This window comes from Legionella waltersii (assembly GCF_001468085.1).
Classification (GTDB): domain Bacteria; phylum Pseudomonadota; class Gammaproteobacteria; order Legionellales; family Legionellaceae; genus Legionella; species Legionella waltersii.
The window spans coordinates 22,205-40,215 of sequence record NZ_LNZB01000009.1; the positions used below are offsets into that span (position 1 = coordinate 22,205).

Genomic DNA, 18,011 nt, shown 5'->3' on the forward strand with positions numbered 1-18,011 from the left:
TAAGCTCTTTAGTCCACCTGCTTCAACATGTTCAAGAATTTCTTATCATCGGTGGTTAACATCTGGTCGGAGTATGAGGGGTTGAGGGTATACCACCATTGCTGATTAAAATAGCTCTGTAAATCAGGAGATTTAAAAGAACGTCCATATTGAGCAAAAACGGAGTTGCGTAATATCCGGAGTTCTTTGGAACTCAATTTTGCTAGCTGGTTTACCGCATTTTCAGTATTTAACCATTTGTAAACGATCTTGTAACGAATAAAATTCAAACCTGTAAACAGACACAAAGACATGTCTTCGTTGGGTTGAAAGTGTTTTAAATCCCAGATGTATTTTCGATGGGCTCCATCTCCTTGAATCTGCATTCCAGCCGGAGTAGGTTTCGTTACGTCAATGTTTGAATCAATCTCATCACATAAACGCGTTGGCGTATTTGGCCTGACCTCAAGTGTTGTATGCCCTATGGTATTGTGTTTCCAAAGAGAACCGGTTTTTAAAACGTAGTGAACCCAATGGTAACCCATGACATCATAAGTTGCCCCTGTGATGTAATCGTGATGAATAATTACCTTAGAATCAGCTGGAAAATTGACCTTCCAATAATAGGCATCTTCATAGTACATACTTTTATCGGGATTAGGAGCTATTTTCCCTGACTGAGAGGGAATCTCAAATCCATTGACTGTAACCTTAAAATCATAGACCAGAGCTTTACCAACGGTAGCCTTTTGGCCTTCAGGCATGGCAATTTCTGATTCACCGTTGTTAATTGGAAATGGAAAGGCCATGGATACGTTAAGATCTTTATTCAAACTATTCTGGAAGGTGAAATTGCAATCGTATTGCCAAGCACCATTCATTGCTGGACTGTTCAAGTCTTTTCCGGTAATTCGAATGGTTTCATTAACCATTTCTATGTTGGGCTGTGAGATAGGGACAGGCAAAGAGCCTTCTCCGCCAACAGCCGTATCATTCGCTAAGGTGGTTTGAGCGAATAGCATTAGGTTTAGTGATGCCAAGAGGATTAACTTGTATTGACTAAGCATTATTGAGTCCTTTCATGCATTTACTATTCAGTATAGTGAACAATTTAAGGGATAATTTATAGTTCATCAAAATTAAGGCCCACTGGCTCACTCCTCTCGCTATCAAGATCAAAGAATGGGGACGGACCACAGAGATCAAAGAATGGGGACGGACCCCAGTGGGGTCCGTCCCCTAGTATTGTCGCTAGTTTCATCCCTTTAATTTTTTAAATAATGACTCAACGATTGGTAATTTGGCTCAATAATGGAATAGTGCTGTTTTTGGCTTAGCATGTTTTTTAAAGAAGCAGGAATTTGGACGGTAGTGTTAATCAATGGTTCAATGACCTCGGTAAATTTTGCAGGATGAGCAGTTGCTACAATCACCCATGCCCCAGTTAAATCCATCGTGCTTAAACGATGAAATGCAGTGGCTGTATGCGGGCAGATCAGATAATGATATTGTTTAAAGCAGGAAATAATGGCGTTTTTGATTTGTTGATCATTCACCGACTCCACGTCCATGTGCTTTTTGCAATCCTCAAAGCTAGTAAATAAGGAGAGTAATCTTTCTAGATTACTTGGATCACCAACATCCATCGCATTGGCCAAGGTAGATATAGATGGTTTGGCTTTGAAAAAGCCTCTTTTTAAAAAGTCACTTAACACATGGTTGGCATTATTTGCAATAAGAATACGCTGTATCGGAAAACCTAAATACTTTGCCCAATAACAAGCCGTTACATTCCCTAAATTGCCACTTGGAACAATGTAATTCACCGAACAATTATTCATGATTGCAATTCGAATGCTGGAGTAGGCATAAAATATCATTTGTGGCAGCAAGCGTGCTATGTTGATGCTGTTGGCTGTGGTGAGCGCTTCTCCAACATTTTGTTTCGAAAAGGATTCTTTAACCAGGCTTTGACATTGATCGAAACTGCCATTCACTGCAAGTGCACGAATGTTATCTCCCCAACAAGTTATTTGCGCTTGCTGACTCGCAGTGATTTTATCTTTTGGAAACAAAATTATCCCTTCAATAGGATTCTTTCCATGCAATGCTTGTGCGATAGCCCCACCTGTATCGCCTGATGTCGCAACCAATACTTTAGTTTTCTGTCCTGCACTAAGGATAGACAAACACTCGCTGAAAAATTGGGCTCCTAAATCTTTAAACGATAAAGTAGGTCCATGGAATAGCTCTAGTGCATAGCTCTGTTTACCCAGGGAATGAAGAGGCAACGGAAAATTAAACACTTTTTGAGTAAATTCATCGTTGATATCAATCTGGCTATGCGTAAAAAAGGGAGCCATTAATTGTTTGCAGAACTCTTTAAAACTTCCGTACTCATAAAATTTTTTAATGGATAAATTAGGGAAATGGGTTGGTACAAAAAGCCCGCCATCACGTGCCAATCCTAAACGAATAGCCTCATCGATAGATGCTATGTCTTGCCCTCTTGTGCTTTGCATTTTATTTTTCATCGATGACTATCGCGCCTTGATTGGATATTGTTGTCATGAAAGAGTCACTTTCTATTCCTTTCTTCTTAAACTCTAGGCTCATGTGCTTCGCAATAGTAAGTGCTTGTGATTTTTCTTTCGCAAAGGCAAACATAGTAGGACCGGATCCTGAAATGGAACATGCTATAGCTCCATATTGATGAGCAGCCGATTTTACATCGTAAAAACCCGGTATTAGATGCGCGCGTTTAGGCTCAATAACATCATCAATACAAGCAGACTCCATTCGATCGTAGTTTTCTTCATACAGACCACTAATAAACGCTGCCATACGTGCATTCTGCTTGACGAAGGTTGCTAAATCGACGGTCTCATTAAGTACAGCTCGAGATTCGCGAGTTGGTAATAATAAATGAGGATGAATAAGTACAACCTGCAATGGAACGACAGGTAGTTTTATAATATTTAATGGGTATAAAGATTGAATTAAAGTCATTCCACCATACAAACAAGGGACTACGTTGTCTCCATGCATGACTCCACAAGCGACCTTTTCACCATGCAATGCAAACTCAATCAATTGTTCCGGGGGGAGGGGATTCAATAAGAAATGATTCAAGGCAACGACAGCAGCTACGCTACTGGCGGCTGATCCGCCAATTCCGGAACTTATCGGAATTTGTTTATTGAGGATGAGACTAAACCCTTGTCGACTATCTAGAAACCCCAACATGGCTTGTAAAGCAACTGTTGCTGTGTTCTTTTCGCAATCATAAGGAATCAACTTGGAACCATTAATCGACTCAATGGTTAAATGAGGTTCTTTTGATTTTGTTAGAGTTACACTGTCTCCCACACCCTCAACAGCGAAACCTAGAATGTCAAAACCTACAGCCACATTAGCAGAGGTTGCAGGGGCAAACGCGGTCACTGTTTTTAGATGATTCATCATAACATGGACGCCAATTTTAATAAGTCAGCGAATACTCCTGCTGCAGTGACATCTTTTCCTGCACCGGGACCTTGAATAATTAATGGTTGTTTATCATAACGCTTACTTTGAATTAATAGTATATTATCAGTACCTTGAGTATTCGCAAAAGGGTGAGACGAAGGATATCCATTCAGGGAAATACTAATTTTTCCATGCTGTATCACGCCAACATAGGCGATTGCGGTGTTTTTTTTCAATAAATGTTGTATTAACTGTTCTATTTTGGATTGATGGTTTTTTAAATGAGTTAAAAAATTCTCAACCGACCCATTCATAAGACTCACTGGCACCAAGTTTAATAATTCCACTTCTTCTAGAGCATTTTCATACCCAAGTTCTCTACCCAAGCAGATGAATTTTCGAGCGACGTCAAGTCCAGTTAGATCCTCCCGAGGATCTGGTTCAGTGTACCCAAGCTTATAGGCTTGCAAAACGCTGTCCGCAAATGAAGCACCATGAGCACATTGATGAAATATATAAGACAATGTCCCCGAAACAACGCCTTCTATACGTTTAATAACATCACCTGTAGCGAGTAATTCTTGGATGGTTTTAATGATTGGTAAGCCTGCACAAACGGTTGTTTCATATAAATAGTGGCGATTATGGTCAGCCACACAAGATTGAAGTTCTTTATACTGTTTCATAGTCGCGGAATTAGCCTTTTTATTGGGGGTAACTATGTGACAACCATTTTTTATGATGTTGATGTATTCATCGGCTACTTCGCTAGAGGTGGTACAATCAATGATCACTGAATGTGGTATTTCAGCGCTGGCGATATGGGCTAGAAATTGCTTTAGATTCTTGTTGAGAGGATTTTGTTTGAGTTGATTTTGCCAAGTTGTCAAATCACTGTTATTGTCATTTAGCAACATGGCTTTGGAATTCATTATTCCACGTATCTGTAAATCCACGTTCATTTCTTGTTTTAAACGAAGTCGATTGGCTTTAATTTGCTTGATTAATGTAGAGCCTACCCCCCCTGGGCCAATAAGCCCTATAGACAGTGTTTTGCTCGATAAATAAAATCCACCATGCAAGGCTCTTAATGCCCGTTGAACATGATGATTACGAATAACAATGGAAATATTGCGTTCAGAAGAACCCTGCGCGATTGCGAGTACATTAATATTCGCTCTAAACATCATTTCAAAGAATTTCGCAGCAACCCCTGGCGTACCTGACATTTTATCGCCTACTGCTGAAACTACAGCGCATTGATTGATTAATTCAACATTTTGAATGAGATCATGTGCTAATTCATCATTGAATTCGTCGCGAATGAAATTCAATGCATCACTGCCGTACTCCTCTTTGACAACAATACTGATTGAGTGTTCTGAACTTGCTTGGCTGATTAAAATCACCGAAATATTGGCTCTTGCCAAAGCATTAAACAAACGACCTGCTGCTCCGCACAAGCCTAATAATCCACTTCCTTCAAGATTAATCATTGCTACATGTGCAATGGAGCTCAGTCCCCTGATGATAAATTTCGAGATCTCAGGGTTTTTACAAATTTTAGTTCCTGGCGCATTTAATTTATGAAAATTCTTGATGATGATTGGAATATTCGCTTCGATTGCTGGTTGAACTGATTGTGGGTGTAATATGGATGCTCCAAAATAGGCAAGTTCAGCTGCTTCTTGATAACTTAATTCCGAAATGGCAAAGGCTGATTTAACCAGTTTAGGATCAGCTGTATAAATTCCGTCAACATCAGTCCATTTTATAAATTGCTCAGCATTAATCAGTTTTGCGATAATTGCTGCAGAGTAATCAGTGCCATTAAAACCCAGTAATGCTCTTTGACCATTTGTTGTTCTGGCTACAAACCCAGGCATAACAATGATTGTAGAGGAGCATTCCCGAAGTTTTTTTTGTAATCGTCTGTTGGTTTCTTTCCAATTGATATTGACCATTCCCTGATGGCTTTGAATAGTGATGATTTCACCAGCATCTATCCATTCGGCATTCATGCAGGAAGCTATGATTTTACTAGACCAATACTCTCCATAACCTAAAAGCCAATCTCTTTGTTGTTCTGAATAGCTACCTAAAAGACTTATGCTTTGCAATAATGCGAAAATATCGTTTTTATCTCGAATTAGCTCAGCCTCTAATAAGGAGTTTTTATTTGTCGATTTAATGATCTCTAAATGCTTGTTAATGATTTGATTGAGTTTGGATGTGTACAGTTTTTTTTGACTGGCTAATTGCAAGCAGGTTAATAATTCTTGGGTTGTGCCGTAGGAGGCAGAAATCACTAAAATACACGGAGTTTCTGAAGTAATTTGAGAAACTTGAAGATAATTCTCAATTGAACGTAAACAACTACCACCTACTTTGTTGACAGTCGTCATGTCTTATTAAGTTTTTATTCGCCTCTTCAAAGTGTAGACCATTTCAGAGAGTTAGGTCATGTTTAAATAGGTTCATCCCGCAGGGGATCGACACGATTGCTTAATTTTTTAGCTCCATTTAAGGAAACAAGCGCATTGACGACTTTTGGTAGTCGTACAAATTGAAGCCCACAGGTATTTTGGCGCCGTCGTTTTTGAATGCTCTGTCAAGTGCATCGAAAATAATACCTTCCGTTACGTCGGTGATGGGTGTTGATTTTTTGAGTTCTAAATCGCTAATTTTGAAGGTTAGATCAGCTATTTCTCGCTCACAATAAGCATTGTTGGCTGGGAGTGCTTTTCTGCGATTAAATAGCAATTGAAGCTCATCATCAATTGCTTTTAATTCCATTGCATGAGAGGCATTCATAGCAGATTCAATGACAGTAATGATCGATATTGGGTTTTCTTTGTAGGTGTTAATTAGCAAAGCACAATAGTGGGAAAGTAAGCTTACTTCTCGTTGATAATTATTTTCAACTTTATTTTTTTTATACCGAAGCGCGTTAATACTGTGTTTTTGCAATAACTCGTAGAGATCATGTCTTGTTTTAGGAGACGACTTTCCTTTGGAGAGCGGGTACATCATGAAACTCCATTTCATAAAGGCTTATTTAAATTATAGTAGTAATTGTTGTATATAGTAGGGCATGGACACATAAAATATGTGTAAATTTTGATTAATTTGTGGGATTAGGATTTACGCAAAACCCTGAGACCATTTTACACTCCTGTAAGCACAAAAAAAAAAGACCTCAGGACTTCTAAATAACACCCTTCAATTTCCACTTCGTCCCACGAATGGGGAGAAGGTTCCAGAAGGGCAGATGAGGGGTTAATTGTTTGAAGCTATCTAGTTTATCTGGTGCACTTGGTGCTTGAAATGCTTACGAAAAACACCCAATCTCTTCGTTAAAAAGTAGTTTTAATTTGGTCATTTAGTTGATCTAAACTCCCTCATTAAAAGGACTTTCTGCCTCGAGCTTAGGGTTTTTCGTAAGTCCTGGACCTGTTTCATAAAGTCAAAAATAAGACTGTCTGAGCAAAAATTATAATAAATCCTATAATTAAGTTATCACTTATGATTCATATAGGATGGTTGGCTATGTGGAGAGTCGGCTTCAATTATGTCAGACGAAATATGTCACGTAATCTGACAAAGACTTTATCGGAGATTCCTATAGATTTGAGGAGTGCAACAGACGTTTATGTCACAGGTAAACCTTCTGAAAGGCATTACTCATTAATTGCTGGATATCGATCAGCCATTTTACTCGGACGGAAAAGGTTTACAGGGGCTATTCAAACAGAAATAGGGAGAACAATTATCACCATAGCCCATGAGGATGACAGAGTGCTCACTCGCGTCATACCTACAGAACCGGCTGCACAGGCAATGGTTGTATGTCACACCCAAAAAAAACAAAACAGGGGAATAGAGGTCAATGAGTTTTTGATCATCTCAAAAGAACAAACTCCTAAGGTACTCAGTACATCAAATAGAGATCTTGACAGACATCTTCGAAAACAAAGGAATTTGACCCGTGTGGAAAGACAAGATCCTGATGAGGCGATCGTTTCTACAGATACCGTTGTCGGGGAGGTAGTGATAGACATTGCTGGCCCCTATTTCGGAGGTAATCCAACTCATTTTCTCCCCCGGACTCTTGAAGAAGCCATTTACCCAGATGCGACTTTATTTACAACCCGGAGTATTAATGATTATAGAGATATACGTGAAGAGATTGAAAGTCATGGGCCAAGAATATCGGGGCACAAAAATATGCTGTTTGTTAAAGATGAGGATGGAAATTATAAGACTGTTCCCTTGGAATCAAGAGTTTTTGTTAATTCGACATTGCATCGTGGCATGAAAAAAGGGCCCGATGGTAACTATCATCCAACAACATGCTACACCGCGGGCTCATCACTGGTTAACCACTCTAAATCATCTATTGTACAGCGACATGATGGTTCAACCATACAAACAATATCCATTTTAACTAACGCTACTGCAGATGTCTTAGGCCATTGGGTATTGAGTGGTGCTAACCAACTGTTAGGTGTTAATAGAGAAAACATGTCTGGTTTAAAAAAGATGTACTCTAAACGTGGAGTCATTGAAACCCTTGTTGTTCATCAAGGGGCAGGTCGATGGTTGAACAATTTATCTTTGTTTGCTACAGGAACTCCATTTGATATGACGACAATCACCATCCATCGTGATAAAGAGGGCAATCCTTTGAATATTATGGTCCATAAAAGAACAAAGCCTTGGCCAGCCAATGAATCGTTGATTGAATTAAAGGGGCCTGATGGAAAAACACAATTTGTGCTTTACGATAGCCTTATCCCTACCTCCGGATTTTGGCGATGTTTAACCGTTGGCAAGTTAACTACTCCAATTATGAGTGAAAGTATGATTCAAGGTTCGATTCATGAAGGTCAATTAGGTGAAATCACCGATCCAGAATTATTAGAAGATATGAGATCGCAAAATGAGAAAGGTCGATATACGTTCGGTGAATTGCTTGGCGAACATGTGCCTATTAGTATGTTGTTGTCTGCGGCGGGTTGTAATCGAACTGACGAGAGAGCTAGGGTAACACTTGTTTCTAAAACCGGGGAATTTGATAACGATAAAATCATTAGAGATTTTATCGAACAAGATCCAAGATCGATGGAATATTATTTTTGTGGCCGGGCAGCACGGGTGTTGGCTGAAAATTTGGACAAGGCTTTTGAAGCAAATTATACGCTTTGGGATGAGAATGAAAGTGTTCGTAATTTATGGTCAATCGTTACTTCAGCAACTCCTATGTATGAAGATCTGGAACAATGCATTAAAAAATACGCAACAGTGATAAACGAAGTGATGCAGGATCCTGTTGAGATTGAGCGAATGAATGAACAAATGAAATGGGCAAAAGAAGCTTATGATACAACGATGGTATACGCCCGAACATTGGCACAATAATGGATATAGTGCTTTACACATTTATTCTTAGGAAAATTTGTAATCATACTTGTATCATGTATAATACACCCACGATTGGTTTATTAAAGGGAATACATTATGCATAGTCGTCTCAACGGAATTTTCTTGAAGTCCGTATTAGGAGCAACTAGAGTGGCGTTACCGAGAAATCGCCCGGTTATCAACGTCCCTAATCGTTCTCTAGCAACAAACGCACCTGAATCTTCTAATGAAATTGAATCTCTTCCAGGAAACTGCATTGTTTATGATGGCAGTTGCCCAGTATGTTCTTTAGCGGTAAAAAAATTAAAGCGCCCGGATGTGGAAGCTATCAATGCCCGCGAAAATCCTGAACTAGCCAAGAAATTGAAAGAGAAGGGTTATGATTTAGACAAGGGGATGGTGGTAAGCGGTCCTCAGGGCGAAGTCCATTTTGGTGCTGAGGCAATTCAGGAAATGGGTCGGCAAACGGGAGGTTTATCCGGTCGGTTTCTAAATTCCTCATGGATGAACTCAGTATATCCCTTAATGCGGGCAGTCAGAAACAGCTTGATTCCTGAAAGCATCGCTGAACAACAAGCAAGGGAAGAGGCTGGTTCTAATAATAAATCCAATAAGATTTAATGGATTAGGAAGGGGGGGCAAATGACCCTGCTTCCTACGTGAAATCAGTACCCCCTACGAACTGAGATTTAAGAGCGGTATCCAGAACAATGTTTCACACCTATCAGAACCTTGGATACCGTACATAAAATGCGGTAGGCATGGGGTTTTCGTACGCCCCGATGATATTCAATTTTCGTGTAGACCTCTCCCCATTAATGCCATTAACTCTATTTACTGAGGTTTAATTTGTTGTTGTACTTGAGCGATTTGTTGCTGCAAAGTAGTCTGAATTTGTTTCATTTGATCTTGCGTTTGGGAATTCACTGTTTGAATTTGATTTTGTAAATCCGTTTGCATTTGCTTTATCTGAGTCTGTATTTGACTGTTTAATGCAGAAATCTGTTCTTGTTGTTGTTTTTGTAAGTCTTGTATTTGCTGTTGAATCTGGGCGTTAAGCTGAACAACCTCTGGGGAGGCAGTAGGATCTGCGTATGCCCAGTTAGAAAAAGCGATGAGCATAACTAGTTTCAGTAAGTGTTTCATTCTAAATTCCTTTTAGGTGAGCTAACCTTCACTTTAATGAATAACTATTCATTTGAAAAGTCTAATCTTTATTTTTGTAGACAAGACAATGCAGCGCTAACTTCGTTTGCTGATGTGCAGCATTTTTTTGACTTCTGCAACAATCTCGTTTGAAGCATCCGTAACATGAATAGTAAACTCTTGTTCCATTTTCGTATTGCTTTTTAGTGCATCTTGAATAAGTTCGATATGCTGAGGAGTTAAGTCAAAGGTTGCAAAAACAGTTCCTCTGGCTGGTTTTTTATAGCGGATCGAAGCAGACTTGTCCCATACAGTATAGTTTTTTCCCAGTTGATGAATAAGCATGAGCATATAGAAGGGATCGCACATTGAATACAAGCTTCCACCAAAATGTGTCCCAACGTAGTTTCTATTCCAGAACTTGATATTCATTTGCACGACAATGGTTGTTAATTCGGGATTAAAGCTCTTTACTTTTATCCCTGCTCCCAAAAAGGGTGGCCAGAATCTCATTAATTTCAAAATAGTATGAAGTTTCATCATCAATTGTTCATAGGGAATGAATCACCATGATGTGTTTAGTTGATTTAACTGTCAAGGTTAATCAAGTAAGGGGATAGCACTTAGGTTAATTCTGTGCACTTACAATGAGGAAAGTTAGCGATTAAGAGACACTATCGCTCATGGAGAGAAGCATGGATTGAGTATGTACTGGTTTTGTACGACCTGGTGTGAGAGTTATTCTTTAACACTTATGTTGTAAAGGATTTTCTTCAACACGCCTATTTTGTTCACTTGCGGCCGGTAACTTTCTTTTAAACTGAACTATTTCATCAGCATTCATTTTAGGAAGAATACTTTTTATAGCACTGATAATTTTAGGAGACACTCGGTGGTAATTGACTACTAAATTTAGCTTTCGTCGGAGCCCTTCAGTAGTGGGGTTCTTGCCTAGTAAGTCTACCTTAAGTTGCTCCACTTCTTTTTTGAAGTCGTATAATTCTTGACGTGTTTCTGAACGACTATGACCTGTGGTCACAAAACGCTTGGTTTTAGAAGTAAATCGTTCGTGAAGGGGTCTTCCTCTTTCTTTTTCTTTCAAAGCCTCTATTTGCTTAGAGCAATCGTCAATTAGTTTATCCAGAACTCGTTCTACTTTGGCACTCAATGAAGGTTGTATAGGGTGTTTTACGCCTTTTAATGGTGCTGACTGCGTCCAATCTTGCATAACGTTAGAAAGTTTTTCCAGTTCAGACGGAGTATTTTTGGCTCTCATTTCTCCAAGATGTTCTACCATTTTACTGGCTTTATCCATAATTGCAAAATTTTGCTTTTTTTTCTCCCCATCAACAACGACTGTTTTGCTGTGATACTCGGCCCATCCTCTGAGATTTCTTCCTGAGTTTCCTATTGTCTCTTGAGGATCAGCATCAACAATACCGTTTAAACGTTTCCAAGACTGGGTGACGCCATATAATGCTGGCAGTATCCTAACAGCGACTTGTGGCCTGACCAACTTAATCTTTGCAAGCTCGGGGCTAGTATCAATTCCAACGGCATGTTCTTTCTTCATTTGTAGGTTGTTATCAAGTAGCGTTTCATAACCTGTTCCTGGGGGTTCCATTTCCATCAGTTTTTTGAAAAATCCGCTACCGGCTTTTGCCAGTAGTTCTGCATTGTATAAAGCCATTCTAGAACATTCAAAATTCCCGCTTTGGATGAGGCGCCTTGGATCTTTCCTTGCACCTGGCCCTTTGATATCTGGCAACTTATCCGGATGCAATTTATAAATGTTCGCTTTATCTCCAAGTATTTTTTGCAATTCGATGAGAGAGTCTTCTCCGGGAGTATCATCTGCAGAATCGCAAGCAAAAACATGTATTTTTGAATCCTTGATCATTAAAGAAAAATTAGTCCAATGCCCAGGAGCCCTGCCGTCATGAACTATCATTTGCATGCAGCTTTCATTTTCGAATTGCTCGATGTTTTTGGCTACAAAATTTAGAAATTGATGGAAGCTATCGTTTGGGTTTTGATGACCCCCCTGTACATTTTGGTCATGTTGCAATACATAGGCGCTAAAAGGACGACCACTTTCCGCGCGTCTTATCTGTTTTGCCAGTAATAATTCTCTAACTTGGCTTAATGACCAATATAGTTCTTTGTTTAAAGCTTGTAGTGTTTTATCCGCCGCGGTGTACACAGAATAAACCCCGATACCTATATTGTATAATTATAGACCAGGTGTGGGGTAGGTTGAGTTGTTTAAAAATGCGAGTAGCCTAAAAATAGTTTAGGATCTAGAAGACGATCTTTATCTTTCAAAACGAATTGTCTAGCATTGTTTATACGACCAATGCAAAATACAGCGCATCCTTCCGCATTCATGAGTGATTCTAGTTCGTTTTTGTGTTCAGGAGAGACAGTAAAACACAGCTCGTAATCGTCACCAGCACATAGCGCAAGTTGCAACGCTGCTTCTCGATGAAGAGATTTTTTTACAAATTCGGACAAAGGAATTTTTTGTAAATCAATTGAAGCACCCACTTTGCTTTGTTCTAAAACATGACCTAAATCCGCAACTAGTCCATCGGATACATCGATCATTGCTGTTGCGTGATTTCTTAATAAAAGCCCTTCCTTGATTCGCGGAAAGGGCCGATTAAGCCGAGTCATCACGGAGTGTAAATAGTCATTAGGCAACTGCAATTCACCGATTAAATGTTTTAAGGCAAGGCCTGCATCACCTAAGGGACCTGTGACATAAATTAAATCACCATTCCTAGCACCGCTTCGCTTGACTGCTTGGCCTTTGGGAATAAAACCATGAGCTTGTATAGTAATAGAAAGTGGGCCTCGAGTTGTATCCCCTCCGACTAATGCCACATCAAATTGGGAGCACAGGCTAAATAAACCTCGACTAAAATCAGAAAGCCATTGCTCGTTCAATTCTGGCATAGTGAGTGCCAAGGTAATCCACGCAGGGCTTGCTCCCATAGCGGCCAGATCACTCAGATTGACCGCGAGAGCCTTATAGCCAATATCATACGGCATGGTGGTTTCAGGGAAATGCACTCCAGAGACTAATGTATCCATGCTCACAAGCAACTGCTTCCCGTGTGGCAGATCTAAAAGGGCACAGTCATCACCAATGCCTAACAAGACATCTTTTCTCGGTTTTGATTCTTTTGCTGAAAAATATCGAGCGATTAGTTCAAATTCATCCATAGTCATGACTCTGTTTTAAATTCGATCTATTCATCAATACAACATGAAATGGGTTCAAGATCAGAATAAGGTGTTTTAGGTACATATTGATTCGTGAAACACTCCGTGTATTTGTAACTGTCATCAACGATAGTTAAATGTTTGGCGTAGCGAGCAACTTTATCCCAATCGCGGTCCACATTAAGCAAAGTTCTGGAGAAAAAGGGGAGGGTGCGTATAAAGATTTTTTGATAAAGAGGAGTCCGCAATTGTGGTTTGAATTGACCTATCAATTCATAGGCTTGTTCAGGTTGTTCAGTAACCAACGCGGCTCCTCTTTGAGTGGCCTTAAGGAAGCTCTTGAGGAGCTCTGGCTGGGCTAAAATTCTATCTGGTACTATAAATTGAATGGAACAAAAGCAACAGCATCCTAAACCAGCTAATTGATCTAGGCGCAAAAAAACAGTCTCACCAGCAAGATGCTCTAACTCCACCTGTTGAAAATGAATAAATCCTATCCCTGCCATGGCTCCTAAGTAAGGGATAAAAAACGTTAGGGATGGCAAAAGGGGGTCGTGTTATAAAATAAATAACACCAACTCTTTGAAGGCGTCCTTACGCTGATATGACTCAGTTCAAGTTCGACGGGTATTTCTCAGCCATGTTACGGCACCCCGCGCCATCTATATTCAAGGGCTATCTTAGGGGCTAGTCTTTGGTTTGTCAAACTAGATAGTTACATCTCATGATTTCTCCTTAGAATACAAAGGTTGCCAAAATACTCAATCAACGAGCTGTTTCCCCATCAAACTGAAGCTAATGGCAACGATAATACAAATGAGAATTATTTGCATTTAACGACCTGACGACAAAACTTATTCTACGATCAAATTGTAATCGTTGGTGTCTTTAATACAACGTAGGACTAATCTCGAAAAAATTCTGCACATCCTTTGAGTTTGGTCGAGAACCAAACGCAAATAATCCGATCCCTGAAAGAGCAGCTGCGCTACCAACACCTGCGAGAACTAACCCAGCAACTCCGCCAGTCGCCGCATTAAGTGAGATAAAGGCTAGTGCAACGATAGCAATTCCTACTGCAGCAATAAAACCACTCAGAACCATCATACTTAGACTATTTGACAGTGGGAGACTATCACTACTAATTCTTGCTGTATGTTCAGTTTGACCTAAAAACTGTAGGGATTCTTTGGAGACCAATGCTTCTGCTAACGATGGGTATTTGGCGTCTAGTTTACGATAAAAATTTGCTAGCTCTCCTTGTTGTATTGATCTTCCAAACAAGTTGAAAGTGTTTCCATAGTCCACTTGAATATCCATGTCGATATTTAGGGTTTTTTTGTACACTTCATCAATCAAAATTAAAGTTCTGGTTACGGTTAGCACTTCATTGACTGAGTTAAACATCGCATTCTGATGCTCCAAAATTCCAGCGGATGTTTCTTCAACATGCATTAACTCATGCAGTGCGCAAATATACGCGGGTCTGTAGAATTGATTTTTTACATGGGAACTGTTATTTGGTTTAGCAACTACAGCTTCTACTTTCCAGGTGTTCCATTCGTTTTCTAGGGTGGATAGGTAAGTTCTTGTCAGATCGGTATCTGTCCAATCCAATGAATTTTCGATAGTTAATCCAATTTTCGAGTATTTTATGATGTATTCAGCATAGATTTTCTTTGATATTTCATCCGCCCTGGCTTTAAGCTCAACGGGAATCACATTTAATTGTTGTTGGCTGTATACAATTTCTTGATATTCGGCAAATACATTTTTATAACGATAAATGAGTTGTAGTTCATTGGCTCTGGTACCTACGACTGGTGATTTCTTAGAGTGATGTCCAGGGGAGTTGCGAAAATCAGCTTGCAATTTATCAATATTTCGCAGTGTTTTATCTTTCACTTAGACTTTCCCACTTTAAACAATTACATTCTTCAATGAATCAACGAGAGTCTTCATAGATTCAGCAAGTTTAGGAATTACTACTCCACATGGAGGTGGTTATTATATGACTGCATGTTTATTAAGTAAACAAATGGATTCTATTTTGTCATTGTTTGCACGAAGGCGATGTAGCTTATATCCTTTCTCATTGGGATGAATCAGAAGAAATTGCTATCACCACTCGCATGAATGCTTCGTCGGTAGATGGATGCCATCCATGGTTTTGTCAACATATACAGCCCTTGATTGGTCGTAAAACTGAACCATTTATTGAGGTGTTCCACGCCGGTAAGAGGTGGTAATTTCTCTTCTTTGCCATAATAGAACAAAAGCAACTCTTTCACGGCGCTGTTACTAAGAGGTTTTAGGTAGTTCATGGGGCTAGCAAGCGCACTACAGTATTCCATTGGGTTACGGTACTGTTCTCGATCGATATTGTCCGTGATAATTGCAATTCCTGAACTCACTTTGAAACTAAGGGTTTCCAAATCCTCATCGCTATTTCGATTGTCTAAATTTCGAGCTAAATCTTCCACCAGTTCGCGAGTTGGATTTGCATAAGTAACGGCAAGCTTCAATGGACTCTGTATGTTTTTGGACGCCATGTATACAAAAGGTCGATATTCGGTGGCCATCATAGACTTTATAGTCCCTTTGTCTTTTGCATCGAACCCCCACTTATTGATAGGCCACATCCAAGAAGTCAGCATTAAATTGATAAGCACATCGGTGTAATTTTGAATAAAATCATCGAGATCAGTATGTGTCTCATAGCGACTAGTACATACTGGAACCGCATGCTGCTCCAAATAATTATCGTCTAAAAGTTTATCAAGAAGGCTATCCGATTCGTGCAACACACGTTTTGCTATGCCACGCACATAAGTCAATAACAATTGTTTAGGCCGAAGGGAGAGAATAGCGATTTCTCCATTGTCAACAAAACCTGATGCTATCGATTCTTCAGAGTTAGATATCATGGCGTATGGACTCCTCGATGTCCAAATTATCAGTACCGGATTGGTAAGAACTGAAGTTTTGACTTGCCTCCTCACAGGCCTTTGGAGCAAATTCATGGTGTCCAGAAAAACCTTTGGTTAATTTGGATGCGTTCGATAATGATGGCTTCCCTTCAAAGGGAATACTGTTTGCTTCTACCATAAGTGGGTGTTGACTTTCGCCTCCACTTTGGGTTGGTGTCACATGAAAAGGTCTGTTGTTTGATTCGGGGTCTAATAAATAATTTGCCAGCTGTCGAATTGTCTCATTAGAAGTCTGTGATTTTGATTTCATGTTTAATTCATGGCCCATTCGTCCACCATTATCTAACATATAGCATAACCACCATTGTTTTTCCATTTGCTGGAAAGGGCGTGCAGACAACAACAGAACCGCTATAATTATCAATAGCAGTCCACAATCCGTGATGTGAAATGAACAATCGAAGAAATTATTATCGGATTCTGTATGTTCTTCCAGACGCGCCTCTGGAAGTTATAAAAGCAAGTTATCGGACTTTGATGCAAAAATTAAAGATACATCCAGATCTAGGTGGCTTACATTGGAATGCCGTCTTAGTCAATGAGGCTTATGCTGTTCTATCAAATCCCGAAAAACGGCGAGAATATGACAAACGTTTAGTAGGGCAGTTCAGCAAAGAGGTCCCTGATACGCCTAGAACACTTGAAGATAAATCATCCATGGCAATACTGCAAAGCCCTAGGGCTAAGCAAGACTCTATACAAAATTATTGTCTATTTTGTAAGACTCCCTACTTGAATCAGCGAGGGTACACAGACGTAGAGAACTGTTTTGAATGTGGTTCCCCTTTGTGGTCAAACCAAAACGATCTCGAAATGGCGCATCATAAGCGCTTGGTTGATCGCAAAAACATCGAAGGCTTTGTAAACTATTACACCTACTGGCCAGAGATACCTTGCATTGGGAAAATAAATGATATATCACCGAATGGTATTTGTTTCATTACAGAACGTATGCTTGATTTACGATCCATCATCAAGTTAGATAACGCTGAGTGTCGCGCAATTGCGCAAGTTACACACTGCGATCTTAATTCACAGGACAAGCGCATTGCATTTGCAATCGGAGCAAAATTCCTAACAGTCCGTTTCCAAAATCCCAAAGGAAGGTTTTTGTCGGTTGACGTTTAAGAATCCTGGATAGCGTTCCTGAATATCACAATAAAACCTGAATCGAATAAGACAAGGGCCTATTTTACCTTAGATCAACAGTCGTTTAATTATTTCTTCATAAATCTGTGTTAGAATTACGCAGTTATTAACCATAATGCAAGAGCAAAAGACTAATTTTGCAAATGATGGAAGCAATCCTGATGACCTTAGAACAAGCACAGAAAATAAATCAAAGCATGATGCAGTGCACTGTTGCTTTTATCGTTCATCCTATCGAATTTCCAAGCCATAAAATCCCATCGCACTAACAACTCATCAAGAGTAATACGCCGGTTTTGTCTGCAGCTGATTTAAGACGCTTAGTTATAGCCTAGTTATCCGCTCCCTTACGGTCACGGCTCGGTTTTTATTGGAACACTAGTTTAATGGAGTCCATACAACCGAGCCGCGACCGTAAGGGAGCGGATACCAAACCATCGTACTACTCTGAACCAATCAAAACCCCAAATTGAATGATTAAGCAGAGTTGAAAAAACATGTGTACTGAAAAAATTGAAACCATTAGAAAACTATTAAAGGAAACCTCAGAGATTGCCAACACTCCTCTCGTCGAAGCACACAATTACGCCAGCGTAAAACAACGAGTACTCCAGCTGGAATTGCAAT

General features: G+C 39.7%; 15 protein-coding genes, 1 pseudogene and 1 riboswitch. Of the genes and pseudogenes, 3 read left to right on the forward strand and 13 right to left on the reverse strand.

Annotated features, from left to right (window positions below):
* Window positions 1-8 precede the first annotated feature (8 nt).
* From Lwal_RS02580 to Lwal_RS02600, 5 genes are all read right to left on the reverse strand, one after another.
* Window positions 9-1,046, reverse strand: a complete 1,038-nt coding sequence (locus tag Lwal_RS02580) for a YARHG domain-containing protein (RefSeq protein WP_058479363.1) — start codon at window positions 1,044-1,046, stop codon at window positions 9-11.
* A gap of 198 nt (window positions 1,047-1,244) precedes the next feature.
* Window positions 1,245-2,513 carry a threonine synthase gene (gene thrC, locus Lwal_RS02585; protein WP_058479364.1) on the reverse strand — a complete coding sequence of 423 codons (1,269 nt, stop codon included), beginning with the start codon at window positions 2,511-2,513 and terminating at the stop codon, window positions 1,245-1,247.
* Window positions 2,503-3,444 (reverse strand): homoserine kinase, encoded by a 942-nt coding sequence (locus tag Lwal_RS02590; protein WP_058479365.1) that lies wholly within the window; start codon window positions 3,442-3,444, stop codon window positions 2,503-2,505. Before Lwal_RS02590 ends, thrC begins: the two co-directional genes overlap by 11 nt.
* Entirely contained in the window at window positions 3,441-5,852 is a 2,412-nt protein-coding gene (gene thrA / locus Lwal_RS02595) for a bifunctional aspartate kinase/homoserine dehydrogenase I (protein ID WP_058479366.1), read from the reverse strand. The genes Lwal_RS02590 and thrA overlap by 4 nt, the downstream gene beginning before the upstream one ends.
* Window positions 5,853-5,970: 118 nt before the next feature.
* Window positions 5,971-6,480, reverse strand: a complete 510-nt coding sequence (locus tag Lwal_RS02600) for a hypothetical protein (RefSeq protein ID WP_133141255.1) — start codon at window positions 6,478-6,480, stop codon at window positions 5,971-5,973.
* Window positions 6,481-7,032: 552 nt separating this feature from the next.
* Here Lwal_RS02600 and Lwal_RS02605 point away from each other — a divergent pair.
* Both Lwal_RS02605 and Lwal_RS02610 read left to right on the forward strand, forming a co-directional pair.
* Window positions 7,033-8,868, forward strand: coding sequence for a hypothetical protein (locus tag Lwal_RS02605; protein ID WP_058479368.1), 1,836 nt, complete (start codon window positions 7,033-7,035; stop codon window positions 8,866-8,868).
* A 99-nt stretch (window positions 8,869-8,967) separates the two neighbouring features.
* Complete coding sequence (locus tag Lwal_RS02610; protein ID WP_083500018.1) at window positions 8,968-9,492, forward strand: DCC1-like thiol-disulfide oxidoreductase family protein; 525 nt, start codon at window positions 8,968-8,970, stop codon at window positions 9,490-9,492.
* Window positions 9,493-9,705: 213 nt separating this feature from the next.
* Here Lwal_RS02610 and Lwal_RS02615 read toward each other — a convergent pair whose 3' ends face one another.
* The 8 genes and pseudogenes from Lwal_RS02615 to Lwal_RS02650 all read right to left on the reverse strand — a co-directional run bounded on the left by Lwal_RS02615 (window position 9,706) and on the right by Lwal_RS02650 (window position 16,599).
* Window positions 9,706-10,017: a hypothetical protein gene (locus Lwal_RS02615; RefSeq protein ID WP_065235637.1), complete on the reverse strand. Its 312-nt coding sequence runs from the start codon at window positions 10,015-10,017 to the stop codon at window positions 9,706-9,708.
* A gap of 96 nt (window positions 10,018-10,113) precedes the next feature.
* Window positions 10,114-10,560, reverse strand: coding sequence for a YiiD C-terminal domain-containing protein (locus Lwal_RS02620; protein WP_231951027.1), 447 nt, complete (start codon window positions 10,558-10,560; stop codon window positions 10,114-10,116).
* Between the two features lie 202 nt (window positions 10,561-10,762).
* Window positions 10,763-12,220: a hypothetical protein gene (locus tag Lwal_RS02625; protein ID WP_058479370.1), complete on the reverse strand. Its 1,458-nt coding sequence runs from the start codon at window positions 12,218-12,220 to the stop codon at window positions 10,763-10,765.
* Between the two features lie 62 nt (window positions 12,221-12,282).
* Window positions 12,283-13,245: a thiamine-phosphate kinase gene (gene thiL, locus Lwal_RS02630; RefSeq protein ID WP_157737781.1), complete on the reverse strand. Its 963-nt coding sequence runs from the start codon at window positions 13,243-13,245 to the stop codon at window positions 12,283-12,285.
* A gap of 26 nt (window positions 13,246-13,271) precedes the next feature.
* Window positions 13,272-13,745, reverse strand: a pseudogene (locus tag Lwal_RS02635) (ABC transporter substrate-binding protein); the annotation flags it as partial.
* Between the two features lie 74 nt (window positions 13,746-13,819).
* Window positions 13,820-13,911: riboswitch (TPP riboswitch) on the reverse strand.
* Between the two features lie 222 nt (window positions 13,912-14,133).
* Window positions 14,134-15,150 (reverse strand): hypothetical protein, encoded by a 1,017-nt coding sequence (locus tag Lwal_RS02640; RefSeq protein WP_058479372.1) that lies wholly within the window; start codon window positions 15,148-15,150, stop codon window positions 14,134-14,136.
* Between the two features lie 200 nt (window positions 15,151-15,350).
* Window positions 15,351-16,172 (reverse strand): hypothetical protein, encoded by an 822-nt coding sequence (locus Lwal_RS02645; RefSeq protein ID WP_058479373.1) that lies wholly within the window; start codon window positions 16,170-16,172, stop codon window positions 15,351-15,353.
* A complete protein-coding gene (locus Lwal_RS02650; RefSeq protein ID WP_133141254.1) occupies window positions 16,162-16,599 on the reverse strand; it encodes a hypothetical protein in 438 nt (145 codons plus the stop codon). Before Lwal_RS02650 ends, Lwal_RS02645 begins: the two co-directional genes overlap by 11 nt.
* A 26-nt stretch (window positions 16,600-16,625) precedes the next feature.
* On the opposite strand from Lwal_RS02650, the gene Lwal_RS02655 reads away from it, so the two are divergent.
* Window positions 16,626-17,363: a J domain-containing protein gene (locus Lwal_RS02655; protein ID WP_083500020.1), complete on the forward strand. Its 738-nt coding sequence runs from the start codon at window positions 16,626-16,628 to the stop codon at window positions 17,361-17,363.
* Window positions 17,364-18,011: the final 648 nt, after the last annotated feature.

Excerpts from the sequence above, each read along its gene's own strand:
- Lwal_RS02605 (WP_058479368.1), top strand. The coding sequence starts at position 7,033 with ATGTCACGTAATCTGACAAAGACTTTATCGGAGATTCCTATAGATTTG.
- Lwal_RS02620 (WP_231951027.1), bottom strand. The coding sequence starts at position 10,560 with ATGATGAAACTTCATACTATTTTGAAATTAATGAGATTCTGGCCACCC.
- Lwal_RS02610 (WP_083500018.1), top strand. The coding sequence starts at position 8,968 with ATGCATAGTCGTCTCAACGGAATTTTCTTGAAGTCCGTATTAGGAGCA.
- Lwal_RS02600 (WP_133141255.1), bottom strand. The coding sequence starts at position 6,480 with ATGATGTACCCGCTCTCCAAAGGAAAGTCGTCTCCTAAAACAAGACAT.
- thiL (WP_157737781.1), bottom strand. The coding sequence starts at position 13,245 with ATGGATGAATTTGAACTAATCGCTCGATATTTTTCAGCAAAAGAATCA.
- Lwal_RS02645 (WP_058479373.1), bottom strand. The coding sequence starts at position 16,172 with ATGATATCTAACTCTGAAGAATCGATAGCATCAGGTTTTGTTGACAAT.
- thrA (WP_058479366.1), bottom strand. The coding sequence starts at position 5,852 with ATGACGACTGTCAACAAAGTAGGTGGTAGTTGTTTACGTTCAATTGAG.
- Lwal_RS02590 (WP_058479365.1), bottom strand. The coding sequence starts at position 3,444 with ATGATGAATCATCTAAAAACAGTGACCGCGTTTGCCCCTGCAACCTCT.
- Lwal_RS02655 (WP_083500020.1), top strand. The coding sequence starts at position 16,626 with ATGAACAATCGAAGAAATTATTATCGGATTCTGTATGTTCTTCCAGAC.
- Lwal_RS02580 (WP_058479363.1), bottom strand. The coding sequence starts at position 1,046 with ATGCTTAGTCAATACAAGTTAATCCTCTTGGCATCACTAAACCTAATG.
- thrC (WP_058479364.1), bottom strand. The coding sequence starts at position 2,513 with ATGAAAAATAAAATGCAAAGCACAAGAGGGCAAGACATAGCATCTATC.
- Lwal_RS02615 (WP_065235637.1), bottom strand. The coding sequence starts at position 10,017 with ATGAAACACTTACTGAAACTAGTTATGCTCATCGCTTTTTCTAACTGG.